The organism is Mesorhizobium sp. M0751 (assembly GCF_040320265.1).
Lineage (GTDB): Bacteria > Pseudomonadota > Alphaproteobacteria > Rhizobiales > Rhizobiaceae > Mesorhizobium.
Genome location: NZ_JAMYPH010000027.1, coordinates 48,985 through 63,992 on the forward strand (window position 1 = coordinate 48,985; position 15,008 = coordinate 63,992).

Sequence of the window (15,008 nt, forward strand, 5' to 3'; positions counted from 1 at the left end):
CATCCGCTCGGTGGCCGGTCGCGCCAGCCCTGGGTATCGCCGTTCTGAACAGGGTATGATCGCGGCGAATTTAAGGAGCGCCGCTTAGGATCGATATTCGCTGACCTCGACGAGGTTGCCGTCCGGGTCGCGGAAATAGACCGATATCATCGCGCCACGAGCGCCGGCACGCTCGACCGGGCCGACTTCTATCACCACGCCATTGGCGGCGAGGCTGGCACATATCTCGGCGAGCGGACGGGCAGCAATCAAGCAGAAATCTCCGGAACCCGGCGTCGGCGCCTTGGCCTTCGGCTCGAAGGTACGCCCGACCTGATGCACATTGACCTTTTGCGTTCCAAACAGCAGCGCCGTTGGTCGGTCCGGCTCGTCGAGGCGCTCGAAGCCAAGCACGCGCTGATAGAAGGCGCAGGTATCGTCCACCGAACGAACTGTCAGCACGAAATGATCGATGCCGGCAATCACGGCAGCGCCTCCGTCATATATTGCGGCTGCCGGGCTTGATCGCCGGTATGGCGGCGAGTTCGGGCGGCAGCCTGTCGGCCGGATAGGCCGGAACTTCATATTCGGCGAGCGCGATCAGCGGCACGCCGACATCGGTCTTGCCGGCCGAGCGGTCGATGATGCATGCGGCGGCAACGACCTCGGCGCCAAGGCCGCGCAGGCAGTCGATGGTCTCGCGGATCGACAGGCCGGTGGTGACGATGTCCTCGACAATGACAACGCGCGATCCCTTGGGGATCTCGAAACGACGCAGCCTGAATTCGCCCCCTTCCCGCTCGACCCAGATCGCGGGCACACCAAGATGGCGCGAGGTCTCATAGGCCGGGATCAGCCCGCCGATTGCCGGACCGACGACGTAGTCGATCCTGCCGGGCACGCCAGCGCGAATCTTTTCGGCCAGCGCCTTGCACAAGCGCTCGGTCTTGTCGGCATGCATGAAAACGCGCGCCTTTTGCAGGAAGACCGGGCTGCGCAGGCCCGACGTCAGGATGAAATGCCCTTCGAGAACGGCGCCGGCCTCGCGGAAAATGCCCAGCACTTCGTCGGTATTCATGGTTCGCCCCATGTCCATGGTGAATGGTGAATGGTGAATGGTAGTGAGAGCACCCTCTTTAACTATTCACTATTCACTATTCACTATTCACTATTCACTATTCACCCATTCACGCGCCTTGCATCGCTGACGCTCGAATTGTCCTTTAGCTGCGACAGCAGCCGGTTCAAGTGCTTGAGGTCCCACACTTCGAGATCGATAAGCATTTCGGTGAAATCGGGCGCCGTGCGCACCATCGACAACGTGTGGATATTGGCGTCGTTGGATGCGACGACTTGTGCAATGTCGGCGAGCGAACCCGGTGCGTTGATGGCGGTGACAGAGACGCGCGCCGGGAACCGCTCCTTGGTGCGCTCGTCAATATCCCAGCGCACGTCGATCCAGCGCTCGGGCTGGTCGTCAAAGGCCTGCAGCGCCGGCGACTGGATCGGATAGATGGTGATACCGGTTCCCGGCTGCACGATGCCGACAATGCGGTCGCCAGGCACTGCCCCTTCCGGCGCGAAGCGCACCGGCAGATCGCCGCGCACGCCGCGGATCGGCACCGCGTCGTCGCGCGGCTGGTTCTTGTCCTTGCGCGCGGCGCGGCCCGGAATCTGGAACAGCATGCCGGCGGCGTTGCGGATCTTCGACCAACCCTCCTCGCGCTGCTTGGGCGCGACCAGCGTGACGCGCTCGTCCTTGTAGTCGGGAAACACCGCCTTCATGACATCGGTGGAGGCAAGTTCGCCACGGCCGACCGAGGCCAGCACATCCTCGATATCCTTGCGCGCCAGCCGGTGCAGCACCGGCTTCAGATTTTCCTTGGTAAAGGTCTTGCCGGACCGTTCGAAGGCGCGCTCCAGAATTCGGATACCGAGACCCGAATATTGCTTGCGGATAGCGTTCTTGGTGGCGCGGCGGATGGCCGAGCGCGCCTTGCCGGTAACGACCACCGATTCCCACGCCGCCGGCGGCACCTGCGCCTTTGAGCGGATGATCTCGACCTCATCGCCGTTCTTCAGCTCCGTCATCAGCGGCATGATGCGGCCATTGACCTTGGCGCCGACGCAAGTGTCGCCGACATCGGTGTGGACGGCATAGGCAAAGTCGATCGGCGTGGCGCCGCGCGGCAGCGCGATCAGCATGCCCTTCGGCGTAAAGCAGAATACCTGGTCCTGGAACAGTTCCAGCTTGGTGTTTTCGAGGAAGTCCTCGGGATTGTCGCCTTCGGCAAGCTGCTCGATGGTGCGGCGCAGCCACGCATAGGCATTGGTCTCCTTCGAGATCGCATGGGCGGCGCCGTTCATCTTGCCGCCGGTATCCTTATAGATCGAGTGAGCGGCGACGCCGTATTCGGCGATCTTGTTCATCTGGTAGGTGCGGATCTGCAATTCGACGCGCTGGCGCGACGGGCCGACGATGGTGGTGTGGATCGAGCGGTAGTCGTTCTGCTTCGGCGTCGAGATGTAATCCTTGAAGCGGCCGGGCACCATCGACCAGGTGGTGTGGATGGCGCCGAGCGCGCGGTAACAGTCCTCGACCGTCTCGACAACGACGCGGAAGCCGAAAATGTCGGACAGCTGCTCAAACGACAGCGCCTTGGCCTCCATCTTGCGGAACACCGACCACGGCTTCTTCTGCCGGCTCTTGACCTCGGCCTTGATCGAATACTTGTCGAACAGCGTGGAGAGCGCCTTCTCGATTTCGGACAGCACGCCCTTGTTGCGCTCGAAGATTTCGGCGAGCCGTGCGGTGACGGCGCGATAAGCTTCGGGATTGATGAAGCGGAAGGCGATCTCCTCCAGCTCCTCGCGCATGCCTTGCATGCCCATGCGGCCGGCCAGCGGCGCATAGATGTCCATCGTCTCTTCGGCAATGCGCAGGCGCTTGGCTTCCGGCACATGGTCGAGGGTGCGCATATTGTGCAGGCGGTCGGCGAGCTTGACCAGAAGCACGCGCACGTCTTCCGAGATCGCCAGCAACAGCTTGCGCAGGTTCTCCGCCTGCTCGGCCTTTTTCGAGACGAGGTCGAGCTTCTTCAGCTTGGTCAAGCCTTCGACCAGCTTGCCCATTTCCGGGCCGAACAATTCGTCGATCTCGGCCCTGGTCGCCGTGGTGTCCTCGATCGTGTCGTGCAGCAAGGCAACAGCAATCGTCGCCTCGTCCATGTGCATTTCGGTGAGGATGGCGGCGACTTCGAGCGGATGCGAGAAATAGGGATCGCCGGAAGCGCGCTTCTGGTGGCCATGCTTCTGCATGGCGTAGACATACGCCTTGTTGAGCAGCGCCTCGTTGACGTCAGGCTTGTAGCGCTGCACGCGCTCGACAAGCTCATACTGCCGCATCATGGGCGGGATCTCGCAATGCTGAAATGAATCATGCGCCGCACTGACGTACGGCGCATGTCATAGATAGCCACGAAACTGCCGACGCGAAAGTGTCGGCAGTTGTCGCTAAGATCAATAATCGTCGCTTTTTTCCGGTGGCACCAGGCCCTCGATGCCGGCCAACAGGTCTTCTTCGGTCATGCGATCGAAGGTGACGTTGTCCTCGGCGTCGTCGGCATCGGTGGCCGCAACGGCGCTGCCGGTCTGGTCGGCAATCGCCTCGCCATCGGCTTCCGGCTCATCGACCTCGACATGCTTCTGCAGCGAATGGATGAGATCTTCCTTGAGGTCGTCCGGCGACAGCGTCTCTTCGGCGATTTCGCGGAGCGCAACGACCGGGTTCTTGTCGTTGTCGCGCGGTACGGTGATCTGCGCGCCCTGGCTGATCTGACGGGCGCGGTGGCCGGCCAGGAGCACCAGCTCGAAGCGGTTGTCGACCTTGTCGATGCAATCTTCAACGGTTACGCGGGCCATGAGTTGCCCCTTTCATGCCTGGATTTGATGGAAAACAGGCGCGGTCCATAACCCGAACGCCGCCAAAATACAAGCTTTTATGGCGGTGCGCAGCTCTGACGCGGGCCGCCTGCGACGACACAGCGCCGATCACAATTGCTTGCGGTGCGGCATGGTGCCTTGGATTGCCGTAAAACTGGCGTTATCTCGAACGATGAAGGCCAACAGGTCTATTATCAGACCGGCCGATAGTCGCCACGCATTTAGACGACCGCTTATTTCGAAAAAGGACATTTTTCCATGTTCGATCCTCGTGAAAAAATCGCTCTCTTTATCGACGGTGCCAATCTCTACGCCACCTCGCGCGCGCTGGGCTTCGACATCGATTACCGCAAACTTCTGGCGAGCTTCCAGAAACGCGGCTATCTGCTGCGCGCTTATTACTACACCGCGCTGGTCGAGGATCAGGAATACTCCTCGATACGGCCGCTGATCGACTGGCTCGACTATAACGGCTTCAAGGTGGTGACCAAACCGGCCAAGGAATTCACCGACTCGACCGGCCGGCGCAAGATCAAGGGCAATATGGATATCGAGCTGACCGTCGATGCGCTCGAGCTTGCCGATGTCGTCGACCATTATGTAATCTTTTCGGGCGACGGCGATTTCCGCACGCTGGTCGAGGCGCTACAGCGGCGCGGGCGCAAGGTGTCGATCGTCTCGACCATGGCCTCGCAGCCGCCGATGATCTCCGACGATCTGCGCCGTCAGGCCGACCATTTCATCGACTTGATGACGCTCAAGAATGAAGTCGGCCGCGATCCGTCGGAGCGGCCGGTGCGTCGGCCCGAGCCGGCCGAAGTCGACGAGGAAGACTATTGACGGTCGTTGCCTTGACCGCGCCCCTGGTCGTCTCGCCCGAACCCGATCGCGATTGCCCGCTCTGCCCGCGGCTGCACGACTTCATCGCCGAGTGGCGGCGGCGTGAGCCGTCCTGGTTCAACGCGCCGGTGCCGACTTTTTTGCCGCCGGAAGGCGAGGATGCGGTGCGTCTGCTGATCGTCGGGCTAGCGCCTGGCCTGCGCGGCGCGAACCGGACGGGGCGCCCCTTCACCGGCGATTTTGCCGGCGACCTGCTCTACAACACACTGATCGCGCACGGCTTTGCGCGCGGCGAATTCAAAGCGCGACCAGATGACGGGCTGGAGCTTGTCGGTACGGCGATTACCAATGCGGTGCGCTGCGTGCCGCCGGATAACAAGCCGGTTGGCGCCGAGATAGCGACCTGCCGGACGTTCCTGGTACCGACGATTGCGCGGTTTCCAAACCTGCGCGCTGTGCTGGCGCTGGGCTCGATCGCGCACCAGTCGACCGTGCGGGCGCTCGGCCAGCGCGTCGCCGCCTTTCCGTTCCGGCATGGTGGGCAGCAGCAGGCCAATGGCATCACGCTGTTTTCCAGCTATCATTGCTCGCGCTACAACACCAATACCGGCGTGTTGACGGAAGCGATGTTCGTCAATGTCTTCAGTCAGATAGAAACTTTTCTGAAGACATAGAGTCGGATGAGGCCCGCCGGCAAGCCCTAGATTCGGGCAATCGCGAACAACCAGGCCAGGATGTCCAGCAACCACAGAAACAGTGCAAGCTGCAGCGCAACGCGCAGGCGTTGGATGATCCGCCAATTGCTGGCCATGTCGGATTTGATGCGCAGCGCAAGCGCTCGGTGCATCCCTCCATGGTTGCGGGAGGGTGCTGATCGACGAAGTCCTGGAGCAGCTTCTCTGGATCGAAACGGAACGTATAGTTATAATATGGCCACACCATAATCGCGACCAGCAGTCCGATAAGAAGAAGCAATGTCAGCGCCAGCCAGTCCCAAGGCCCTACGCCATCCAGGAGCGCCCTGCCTCCAAGGAGAGAACTCGCGAACGCGGTTGCGAAGATCAGATTGCCGGCGCGCGCATTGAGACTTTCAACCACGCCCTGCTGGTGTTGGAGGCCACCACCGCCTCCGCATAGACAAATGCCAGGCGGGGGTCGCCGCCGTCCGTCGCAGCAGGCGGGGCGTTGCTGTCATTGGTTGATGAGGGGCGCTCCGGCATCAAATGCACTTAGTACGGCGCCGCCCGCGATATGAATAGCTACATGGGAAGGCTTCGTCGCTCTGTCTTCGTGCCATCGAGGGTGCTCTCGTTGGACAGGAATAGCGTCAATTCGACGACATCGCTACAGGCGCCGCGGCAAACAACGCGGCCAGCGTCGCAGGTCCGCCCTGGAGAACGTTCAGGTCGACGTCGCCGCTGATGCCGTCGACGCGGCCCCGGTTGTGGTACTGCCAGTAGATCCAGTCGTCATGGTCCGGCCGCAGCGCCAGCGAACGCAGCCAGCGCGGGCGGCCGGCTAGCTGCCCGGCATAGGCTTGCGCCGCCTCGTCGGTCACATAGAGGATCGCCGTCTTGCCGAACGCCGCCTCGACCGGGCCGAGGAAGGCGGAGAGTTCGGCGCTCAGCTGTTCGGGAGTTGGCCGCTGCGGGCAATTGCCGCCGAACTCGATGTCTACCACCGGCGGCAGCAAAGGCTGATCGTGTGGCACCACCGAGATGAAATTGCGTGCCTGATCCGCACCCGGTCTGCAGAAGGTGAAGAAATGATAGGCACCGACGGCAAGGCCGGCGGCGCGGGCCGCGCGCAAATTGGCGGCGAAGGCATCGTCGACATGGTCGCCGCCCTCCGTCGCCTTGATCACGGCGAAGGCGACATCGTCGGCGGCAACACGCCGCCAGTCGATCTGCCGCTGATGATGGGAAACGTCGATGCCCCTGACCGGATATTTGCCGCGGTCCGGAGAAAACGTCTGGAAGTAGGTATAGCCGCCGGCCAGGACGAGGCCCGCCAGGAGCAAACCTGCCGCGCCCCATAAGACGATCCGGTTTTTCAAACGAGACCTATCCCTTTTGGTCCGCCCTGCCCGCCGCTATGGCTTCGGGCGCTCGTCGCTCGAAAAGCCAAATCGTTGGCTTTTCCTCCGCCTCGCGGACCGCTTCTCACCCTCGCTCCTTCAGCAGCCGGCCCTTCTCACGCGACCAGTCGCGCTGCTTTTCGGTCTCGCGCTTGTCGTGCAGTTTCTTGCCGCGGCCAACGGCGAGCAGCAGCTTGGCACGGCCCTGGTCGTTGAAGTAGATCTTCAGCGGCACCAGCGTCATGCCTTCGCGATCGACGCTTTGCGCCAGCTTGGCCATCTCGCGCTTGTTGAGCAGGAGTTTGCGGCGGCGGCGCGGCTCGTGGTTGAAGCGGTTGGCCTGCAGGTATTCTGGCAAATAGGAGTTGATCAGCCAGATCTCGCCGCCCTCGACCGAGGCGTAGCTGTCCTGGATATTGGCCTGGCCCTGGCGCAGCGATTTCACTTCTGTACCGGTCAGCACCAGGCCGGCCTCGATCGTGTCGAGCACCTCATAGGAAAATCGCGCCTTGCGGTTTTCCGCAACGGTCTTGTTGTTGGGATCGGCTTTTCTGACTTGATTCATGATGCGGAGAGGTGGCGCCTCATCCCTAGTTTATCAAGCCGGCGTGCTTCATCGCGGCGTCGATCTTCTCGGCGGTCGACGGCTCGACCGTCATCAGCGGCGAGCGCAGCACATTCTCGACCTTACCCAGCTTCGACAGCGCATATTTCGCGCCGGAAACGCCGGGCTCCATGAAAATCGCCTTGTGCAGCGGCAACAGACGGTCCTGCAGGTCGAGCGCCTTGGCGCTGTCACCGGAAAGCGTTGCCTCCTGGAATTCAGCGCAAAGCCTGGGCGCGACATTTGCCGTCACCGAGATACAGCCGACGCCGCCATGCGCGTTGAAGCCGAGCGCCGAGGCGTCTTCGCCGGAGAGCTGGATGAAATCCTTGCCGCAGGTGGCGCGCTGCTCCGAAACCCGCTCGACCTTGCCGGTGGCATCCTTGACGCCGACGATGTTCTTGAAGTCGTGCACCAATTGCCCCATCGTCTCCGGGCTCATGTCGACCACCGAGCGCGGTGGAATGTTGTAGATGATGATCGGCAGGCTGGTTGCCTTGGCGACGGCGGCGAAATGCGCATAGAGGCCGCGCTGCGTCGGTCTGTTGTAATAGGGCGTGACGACAAGGGCCGCGTCGGCGCCCGCCTTCTCGGCATACTGGACCAGGCCGACCGCCTCGTCGGTGTTGTTGGAGCCAGCGCCGGCGACGACCGGAACCCGGCCCTTGGCGACCTCGATGCAAACCTTGACGACCTGGCGGTGCTCGTCATGCGACAGCGTCGGCGACTCGCCGGTGGTGCCAACCGGGACCACGCCCGTCGTGCCTTCGGCAATCTGCCAAGCGATGAACGCGCGAAAGGCTTTCTCGTCGAAACGGCCGCTCTTTTCGAACGGTGTGACGAGCGCGGTCAGCGAGCCTCTCAGCATAGTCGTCCAACTCCTTGGGACCTGTCGGTTTTGTCGTGCGCGCCTTCTAGCCGAAAGCGAAGCGGCGCACCATAGTCTCGACATTGTTGCGCGGCAAGCATTGCGCCAGCAATTGCAATTCGAACGACCTCGATAAGGTTTTCTTTACGGGCCCTTCATCACAGACGAATAGGCTGCAGTTCATCTGTGCCAGTTGTAGCCTCGAAGAACGGGGATGACCAAATCCATGCCGATCAGGCGGCCGCATCTTTTCGCGCTTATCGGCGCGATCGTTGTGCTGATCCCCGGCGCCGCGATCGGCAGCAGCGTCGATGTGCAGGTCACGTCGGCGATCCCGATGACGGAGCCGCAGAACGATGCGCTGCAGCAGTCCCCGTCGCCATCCGCCAACGTCGCGGTGCTGAAGAGCGGTCTCGACGCGCTGGCGGCAAGCGACATTCAGCGCGCGCGCCAGGTGCGCGAGGCGCTGCCGGCCAAGTCGCTCGACCGGCACATCCTTGCCTGGGCGATTGCGCTCTATGGCGGCGACCAGGTGCCGAGCGGCGACATCGCCGATGCCGCGAAGATGCTGCCGAACTGGCCGGGTACGATCGCCTTGCGCAAGAACAGCGAGCGTGCGCTCTATCGCGAGAACCCCGCGCCACAGGTCGTGGTGCGGGCGTTCGACGGCAGCCAGCCGCTGACCTTCGAGGGCGTGGTGATCCTAGCTCGCTCCTATGTAGTGCTGGGCGATACCAAGGCAGCGCGCTCGGTGCTGTCGCCGTTCTGGCGCAGCGAAAAGCTCGAAGCCAGGGACGAGGCGGCGGTCATCCGCGAGTTCGGCGGGCTGATCCCGGCCGCCGACCATCGCTTCCGCATGGAGCGCATGTTTTATGCCGACCGGGTCGCTTCGGCGCTGCGCGTCGCCGATCTCGCCGGCGCCCAGCAATTGGCCGATGCCTGGGCGGCAGTCACCAAAGGCGACAAGAACGCGGCCAAGCTGCTGAAGGCGGTGCCGGCAGCGCAGCGGGCGGCCGGCTATCTCTTTGCCGAAGCCGAATATCTGCGCAAGCAACAGAAATTTTCCGACGCCGCCGCGCTGGTGCTGAAGGCGCCGGGCGACGGCGACGCGCTGGTCGATCCGGATGCCTGGTGGGTCGAACGCCGGGTGCTGTCGCGCGAGCTGGTCGACCAGGGCGACATGAAGACCGCCTACAGAATAGTCGCCGCGCATGCCGCCGAAAGTCCCGCCAATGCCGCCGAGGCGGAATTCCATGCAGGCTGGTACACGTTGCGCGGCCTCAACGACCCGAGCACCGCCGCCAAGCATTTTGCGCAAATCGCGGAGCTCGCCCAAGGGCCGATGTCGCTGTCGCGCGCCTATTACTGGCTCGGCCGTGCCGCCGAAGTCGGCGGGCCCGGCAATGCCAAGGATTTTTTCAGCCGTGCCGCTAGCTACGGCACGACCTTTTACGGCCAGCTCGCCGGCGAGCGTGTCGGCCGGCAGACCCTCAATATCGTCTACCCCCAGCCAAGTGCCGCCGACCGCCGGAATTTTGCCACCCGCGAGGCGGTCAGCGCCATCGAGCGGCTGCAGCAGGCAGGCTATGACCGCTATGCCGAAACCCTCTACCGCGACCTTGCCGGGCAGCTGAACAGCCCCGGCGAACTGGCGCTGCTTGCGGTGTTGGCGGAAAGACAAGGCAACCATTTCATGGCGCTGAAGGTCGGCAAGATCGCCGGCGCCCGCGGCATCGACGTAGGCGCGCTGTCGCATCCGCTCGGCGTCATTCCCGACACCGCCAACGTCTCCGGCTCGGGCAAGGCGCTGGCCTATGCGATTGCCCGGCAGGAAAGCGAGTTCAATATCGGCGCCGTCTCCAGCGCCGGCGCGCGCGGACTGCTGCAGCTGATGCCAGGCACGGCCAAGCAATTGGCGAAGAAGGCCGGCATGACTTTCTCGCAGGCGCGGCTGACCACCGATGCCGGCTACAATGCAACGCTGGGCGCCGCCTTTCTGGGCGAGCAGCTCGGCCGTTTCGACGGCTCCTACGTGCTGACCTTCGCCGGCTACAATGCCGGCCCCGCACGCGCCGCCCAGTGGGTGACGAAATACGGCGATCCGCGCGGCAAGGACGTCGACGCCGTCGTCGACTGGATAGAGCGGATCCCCTATACGGAAACAAGAAGTTACGTTCAGCGCGTGATGGAGAATTACGAGGTCTACAAGATGCGTATCTCCGGCAAGTACGATATTGTCGGAGATCTGGTGAACGGCCGGGGGTGACGACCGGGGCTCCGGAAGCGCCGCCTCTGCTGGAGCTGCCGATCACTCCCTTGAGGTTCTCTCGAGGGGGAGATGACTGGCGATGGCGAGACGGGCTGGCAAGGGGGCGCGAACGGACGCGAATTTGTCGGTCATGGTATTTTGTTCTTGCTTTGTGCCGGCAGCTATGCTACTAATTTGGGTATGGTGCTGATTCGCACCGACGACCCGCCCGCCGAGGCGGGTTTGTTGTTTCAGGCTATGAAGGTTCCGGACGTGGAGTTGGCGGGACAGCGGCCCGCTCTGTCCTGCCCTCCTTGCCAATCACTAGACATCTCCCCAAGCGCAGGGCAATCGCAGTTGGATTCTTACGAAGATGGACCCCCACCCTAACCCTCCCCACAAGGGGGAGGGAATGCTGCCGCGCGCCCTTACTTCCCCTTTTGGCGCCGAAAGGCAGGCAATTTGCCGAGGTCAGCGCCAACGGAAGTCTCCCTCCCCCCTTGTGGTCCCCTTGTGGGGAGGGGTTAGGGGTGGGGGTCCGTCGTAGAGCGAAAGCCTCGACTTTCCATCTGCAATAGCCCTGCCCCCAAGTGGGAGATCGGCAGCTTCGGGGACAGTGCCTTTCTGCATCCTACGAAACCTGGCGAAAGCGACTATGGCAGCCAATCTTCCCGTTGAGGGACCTCCAACGCCGGCGCCTTCCCTATTTGACCTTACCTGCCCCTCGCCTGTAGCAATCGAAGCGATCCGGCGGTGAGAGGAACGGAGTCTACATGCCAATCGAGCAGGGTTTTTCCGATTTCTTCTACGCCGCGCCGGACGGGCTGTCCCTGCACGCCCGCATCTACGGCGAAGCGAATTCCGGCCGCTGGCCAGTCGTTTGCCTGCCCGGCCTGACCCGCAATTGCCGTGATTTTCACGATTTGGCGCTTTATCTGTCGACGCGGGCGAAGCGCAACGTCGTCGCCTTCGACTATCGCGGGCGCGGGCAGTCTGCCTACGATGCCGATATCGGCCATTACAATATCGGCATCGAGGCGGGCGATATCCTTGCCGGGTTGGCGGCGCTGAGCATCGAGGAGGCAGCCTTCATCGGGACGTCGCGCGGCGGACTGATCATCCATGTGCTCGGGGCGATGCGGCCGCCCGTGCTGAAGGCCATCGTCTTCAACGACATCGGCCCGGTGATCGAGGCGCAAGGTCTCGCCCATATCCGCTTCTATCTCGATCCCGCGCCCAGGCCGAAGACGTACGCAGAGGTGGTCCGCGGCCTGCGCAGCACCCATGGCGCGGATTTTGCGGCGCTGACCGATGCGGATTGGGAGCGGATGGCGTCAGCTCTCTGCCGCGAGACAGAGGAGGGATTTTTGCCCGATTTCGATCCGAAACTGGTCGAGACGCTGGCGGGGCTCGATCCCAGCCGGCCGCTGCCCGATCTTTGGCCACAGTTCGACGCGCTGGCGGCCATCCCGATGCTCGTCATACGCGGCGCCAACTCGAAGCTGCTGTCCGCCGAAACGCTCGAGCAGATGCGGACGCGCCATACCGATATCGAGACGATCACCGCCGACGGCCAGGGGCATGCACCGTTTTTGGAGTCCGGGATCCTGCCGGGCAGGATCGCTGGTTTTTTCGATCGGGCGGAGCAGCGGGGTGGTTAGAAGTAAAGCTCGACCGAGCGAAGTAATTCACGCGCAGGTTTTGCGTCGGTCAAAGCATTCCGGCGGCCGTTGATAGTTCCGTTGGAATTAGCGGTGAAATAATTTTATCGATGTCGGCGCTGCCCCTCATCCGCCGGCCGGCACCTTCTCCCCGTATCGCGACGGGGAGAAGGGAGGTGTCTGCAACGCTGGGGATTAGCGAAATCTTTCGCAAGGGCGCCTTTCTCCCCGTCGCTATACGGGGAGAAATGCCCGGCAGGGCAATGAGGGGCAGCGCAACCCTGAGCGGGCTGATGTCTCACGTCAGATCCGTCAGGATTTGGCGCTTCTCTTTGCGGGCTTTGGGGCTTTGCTTGCGGCCGGCTCGCCTTTTGGCTCTCGCCTTGCCGGAGGTGGAGAAGACAAAGCGCTTGCGCCGCCGCTGTCCGCGCCACTGCACCGCGGTGTCTCCAGCACAGTGACGCAGCCATCGAGGTCGTTGGTGGCCAGATGCGCGTAACGCATGGTCATCGACAGCGTCTGGTGACCGAGCCACATCTGCACGCGCCTGATGTCGATGCCGCCCTGGACGAGACGCGAGGCGCAAGTATGGCGCAATATATGCGGCACGACCTGATCGTCGGCGCCAAGCCCGACTTCGGCCTTGGCATCGTTCCAGATGGCGCGAAACTGCGCCTGGCTGAGCTTGGTGAACGGGCCCTTGGGCCGGCGGCCCTCGGTGGCCGGCAGCTTGATCACCTCTTTTACCCGCTCGGTCATCGGGATGGTGCGGCTGCGGCCGGATTTGGTGATCCAGAAACTGACGCGGTGCTCCTGGATATCGTTCCAGATCAAGCCCAGCGCTTCGCCGAGGCGGCAGCCGGTGTCGACGAGAAAGACGGAAAGCCGATAAGCGTCCTCGCTGCGGCTCTTGATGGCGGCGAACAGCCGGGCCTCCTCGTCTCTTTCGAGGAAACGAATCCGTCCCGCCCGCTCCTTCTGGCGGCGGAACTCGGGCAGGCTGTGGATATCCCCCATCTTGTGAGCCTTGCGCAGCAGTTTGCTGAGGGCAGCCATCTTCCGGTTGATGGTTGCGTTGCTGTTGCCGCGCTGGCGCAAGGTGCCGATAAGGTTGTCGAGGGTGCTTTGGTCAAAGGCGCTGAAACGCTCCCCAAGGAGGATCTCGTCTATTTCGCCGATGAAGGAGCTGACATTGTATTTGTGCCGCCCGTCATCCCAAAGTATGTCCCGGTATGCTAAAAACAGTTCTCCGATCCTGTGCGACTTTACTTCTCGTATCTTGTTGTAACTGTATTTTATTTTTGCAGCTTGAGAAGAAAACATCGAAAAATGATCAGAGGTTCCTCCCTCTTGAATCGCATCGTTCGTCATTATTCGCCACACCCCCGAGTGGATAGGCCTAGACCTACCTGCTTGGCGGTGCCCTTTCAAGAGTTTTAAGCGTTGCGGCCGATTTCATCCACCGATCGGCGGATCCCAACGACATCGTTCCACAACCCTGTTCAGCTACCGAACCCCCTTTTCCTTCTGTTTGCTACCAGTCGCGAAATAAAAACAGCCCGGGCGTTAAGGCGCCCGGGCTGGATTTCACTTGCTTAAGTCCAGCCCTTAGAAAGAGCGCTGGAAGCGGAGGATGCCGCCGACGGCGTTTTTCTTGTCGCCCGGGATGCCCGTCCAGTTGTATTCAGTACCGAGGGCGCCGGCCTTGTGCTGGTTATGAGCCCAGTCGACTTCGGCCGTGATCGTGAAGCCGGGAACGATGTCGTACGCGATATTGGCCGCGACGCCAGCTTCCTTGGCTTCGTCATACGACGCCTGGATGTTGAACGAGGTCTTCTCGTTGATGGTGTAAGTGCCACCACCCCAGACTGCCCAGTTACCGCCCCACTGCTTGTAGAAGTTGCGCGGGAGATTGTCGTCGGAGCCGTAGCCGGCCATCAAGAACAGCGACAGGTTCTGCATCGGCGTCACGTCGAGGCGAACCTTGGCAGCCCATTCTTCCAGGCTGCTGTCATAGGCAGCAACACCGCTGATGGAGCCCCAGCCCTGCGTGTATTTGAGACCGCCAACGACATACGGAACATAGCTGTCGATCGAGTCGTGGCCGAGATGGGTGGCGGTGTTAGCAGCGTTAAGGATAAAGCCTTCACCGGTTTCCAACGAAGCCACGGCCGAGAAGCCGTTGCCGGCATCGAAGTAGTACTGGACGACGTTGGTGTCGAAGCCGCCGTAGGGGACCAGCGTATCCTGGATGACGTTGCCGGCGTAGCCGGTGAACGTGTTAAAGGCTGTTTCGTCCTTACCGACGCGGAGACCACCGAGCTGGATCCAGGCGAAGTTCAGCGAAACGCCTCTGCTGCCAAAGTTGGAGAAGGCATTGTCGATCCCGGGCACGGTTTGGTAGCCGGTTCCCCAGTTGAAGCGCGTCTCGGTGTAGGTCTTCAAGGTGCCCATCTCGGTTTCCTGGCCGGTATAGGTCCTCAGCGTGAAGCGAGCCTGCTTGTAATAGCCGTCGTTGACGTTGTCTTCGCCATTCAAGGCATCCTTAAGGTCCTGGTACCTGGCGCCGTCGAACGAGCCAGCCTGGCCAGCGCTGATGTCATAGCGGACATAGCCGCCGATGCGCAGGCAGATTTCGGTGCCGGGGATGTAGTAGTAGCCAGCGCCGTAGACGTCGCAAATCTTAACGTATTCAGCGGGTTCCGGCTCGGCGACGACGACGGCGTCGGCGGCGCGCGCACCGGAAACTGCGATCAGTGCCGCAGCGGAGCCGAGAAGAAGGCTCTTGA

At 62.2% G+C, this 15,008-nt stretch carries 15 protein-coding genes; 5 read left to right on the forward strand and 10 right to left on the reverse strand.

The features are described from left to right. Window positions 1-84: 84 nt before the first annotated feature. The 4 genes from NKI19_RS28975 to rpoZ form a co-directional block, all read right to left on the reverse strand. Window positions 85-465, reverse strand: a complete 381-nt coding sequence (locus NKI19_RS28975) for a VOC family protein (RefSeq protein WP_352490897.1) — start codon at window positions 463-465, stop codon at window positions 85-87. 13 nt (window positions 466-478) lie between these two features. After that, window positions 479-1,057: an orotate phosphoribosyltransferase gene (pyrE, locus tag NKI19_RS28980; protein WP_352490896.1), complete on the reverse strand. Its 579-nt coding sequence runs from the start codon at window positions 1,055-1,057 to the stop codon at window positions 479-481. A 101-nt stretch (window positions 1,058-1,158) separates the two neighbouring features. Beyond that, window positions 1,159-3,387, reverse strand: coding sequence for a RelA/SpoT family protein (locus NKI19_RS28985; RefSeq protein WP_023719889.1), 2,229 nt, complete (start codon window positions 3,385-3,387; stop codon window positions 1,159-1,161). A gap of 111 nt (window positions 3,388-3,498) precedes the next feature. Continuing rightward, window positions 3,499-3,900, reverse strand: a complete 402-nt coding sequence (rpoZ, locus tag NKI19_RS28990; RefSeq protein WP_023677773.1) for a DNA-directed RNA polymerase subunit omega — start codon at window positions 3,898-3,900, stop codon at window positions 3,499-3,501. 279 nt (window positions 3,901-4,179) lie between these two features. Between rpoZ and NKI19_RS28995 the strand changes: the two genes are divergently transcribed. Both NKI19_RS28995 and NKI19_RS29000 read left to right on the forward strand, forming a co-directional pair. After that, entirely contained in the window at window positions 4,180-4,761 is a 582-nt protein-coding gene (locus NKI19_RS28995; protein ID WP_023677774.1) for a LabA-like NYN domain-containing protein, read from the forward strand. Then, on the forward strand, window positions 4,758-5,435 hold the full coding sequence (locus NKI19_RS29000) for a uracil-DNA glycosylase (RefSeq protein ID WP_352490895.1): 678 nt from the start codon (window positions 4,758-4,760) through the stop codon (window positions 5,433-5,435). The genes NKI19_RS28995 and NKI19_RS29000 overlap by 4 nt, the downstream gene beginning before the upstream one ends. Before the next feature lie 26 nt (window positions 5,436-5,461). Here NKI19_RS29000 and NKI19_RS29005 read toward each other — a convergent pair whose 3' ends face one another. Further along, on the reverse strand, window positions 5,462-5,608 hold the full coding sequence (locus NKI19_RS29005; protein WP_352490894.1) for a hypothetical protein: 147 nt from the start codon (window positions 5,606-5,608) through the stop codon (window positions 5,462-5,464). A gap of 20 nt (window positions 5,609-5,628) precedes the next feature. Here NKI19_RS29005 and NKI19_RS29010 point away from each other — a divergent pair, with 20 nt between their 5' ends. Beyond that, window positions 5,629-5,898 carry a hypothetical protein gene (locus tag NKI19_RS29010; RefSeq protein WP_352490893.1) on the forward strand — a complete coding sequence of 90 codons (270 nt, stop codon included), beginning with the start codon at window positions 5,629-5,631 and terminating at the stop codon, window positions 5,896-5,898. Between the two features lie 190 nt (window positions 5,899-6,088). Here the strand turns inward: NKI19_RS29010 and NKI19_RS29015 are convergent, their stop codons facing one another. From NKI19_RS29015 to dapA, 3 genes are all read right to left on the reverse strand, one after another. Next, window positions 6,089-6,817, reverse strand: a complete 729-nt coding sequence (locus NKI19_RS29015) for a GH25 family lysozyme (RefSeq protein WP_352566171.1) — start codon at window positions 6,815-6,817, stop codon at window positions 6,089-6,091. A gap of 106 nt (window positions 6,818-6,923) precedes the next feature. Next, window positions 6,924-7,403: an SsrA-binding protein SmpB gene (gene smpB / locus NKI19_RS29020; RefSeq protein WP_023768487.1), complete on the reverse strand. Its 480-nt coding sequence runs from the start codon at window positions 7,401-7,403 to the stop codon at window positions 6,924-6,926. 25 nt (window positions 7,404-7,428) lie between these two features. Continuing rightward, window positions 7,429-8,310 carry a 4-hydroxy-tetrahydrodipicolinate synthase gene (dapA, locus tag NKI19_RS29025; protein WP_352490891.1) on the reverse strand — a complete coding sequence of 294 codons (882 nt, stop codon included), beginning with the start codon at window positions 8,308-8,310 and terminating at the stop codon, window positions 7,429-7,431. 226 nt (window positions 8,311-8,536) lie between these two features. Here dapA and NKI19_RS29030 point away from each other — a divergent pair, with 226 nt between their 5' ends. Together NKI19_RS29030 and NKI19_RS29035 are read left to right on the forward strand one after the other, a co-directional pair. Then, window positions 8,537-10,576, forward strand: coding sequence for a lytic transglycosylase domain-containing protein (locus NKI19_RS29030; protein WP_352566211.1), 2,040 nt, complete (start codon window positions 8,537-8,539; stop codon window positions 10,574-10,576). Window positions 10,577-11,331: 755 nt separating this feature from the next. Continuing rightward, entirely contained in the window at window positions 11,332-12,219 is an 888-nt protein-coding gene (locus NKI19_RS29035) for an alpha/beta fold hydrolase (protein ID WP_352566170.1), read from the forward strand. A gap of 312 nt (window positions 12,220-12,531) precedes the next feature. Here NKI19_RS29035 and NKI19_RS29040 read toward each other — a convergent pair whose 3' ends face one another. Further along, window positions 12,532-13,590 (reverse strand): tyrosine-type recombinase/integrase, encoded by a 1,059-nt coding sequence (locus NKI19_RS29040; RefSeq protein WP_502899351.1) that lies wholly within the window; start codon window positions 13,588-13,590, stop codon window positions 12,532-12,534. A gap of 237 nt (window positions 13,591-13,827) precedes the next feature. Then, window positions 13,828-15,008: porin (locus NKI19_RS29045; protein WP_352951263.1), on the reverse strand; the 1,181-nt coding region annotated here is incomplete at its 5' end.

Coding starts and splice junctions, on each gene's coding strand:
- NKI19_RS29030 (WP_352566211.1), top strand. CDS start 8,537: ATGCCGATCAGGCGGCCGCATCTTTTCGCGCTTATCGGCGCGATCGTT.
- NKI19_RS29005 (WP_352490894.1), bottom strand. CDS start 5,608: ATGCACCGAGCGCTTGCGCTGCGCATCAAATCCGACATGGCCAGCAAT.
- NKI19_RS29040 (WP_502899351.1), bottom strand. CDS start 13,590: ATGACGAACGATGCGATTCAAGAGGGAGGAACCTCTGATCATTTTTCG.
- NKI19_RS28985 (WP_023719889.1), bottom strand. CDS start 3,387: ATGATGCGGCAGTATGAGCTTGTCGAGCGCGTGCAGCGCTACAAGCCT.
- pyrE (WP_352490896.1), bottom strand. CDS start 1,057: ATGAATACCGACGAAGTGCTGGGCATTTTCCGCGAGGCCGGCGCCGTT.
- rpoZ (WP_023677773.1), bottom strand. CDS start 3,900: ATGGCCCGCGTAACCGTTGAAGATTGCATCGACAAGGTCGACAACCGC.
- NKI19_RS28995 (WP_023677774.1), top strand. CDS start 4,180: ATGTTCGATCCTCGTGAAAAAATCGCTCTCTTTATCGACGGTGCCAAT.
- NKI19_RS29035 (WP_352566170.1), top strand. CDS start 11,332: ATGCCAATCGAGCAGGGTTTTTCCGATTTCTTCTACGCCGCGCCGGAC.
- dapA (WP_352490891.1), bottom strand. CDS start 8,310: ATGCTGAGAGGCTCGCTGACCGCGCTCGTCACACCGTTCGAAAAGAGC.
- smpB (WP_023768487.1), bottom strand. CDS start 7,403: ATGAATCAAGTCAGAAAAGCCGATCCCAACAACAAGACCGTTGCGGAA.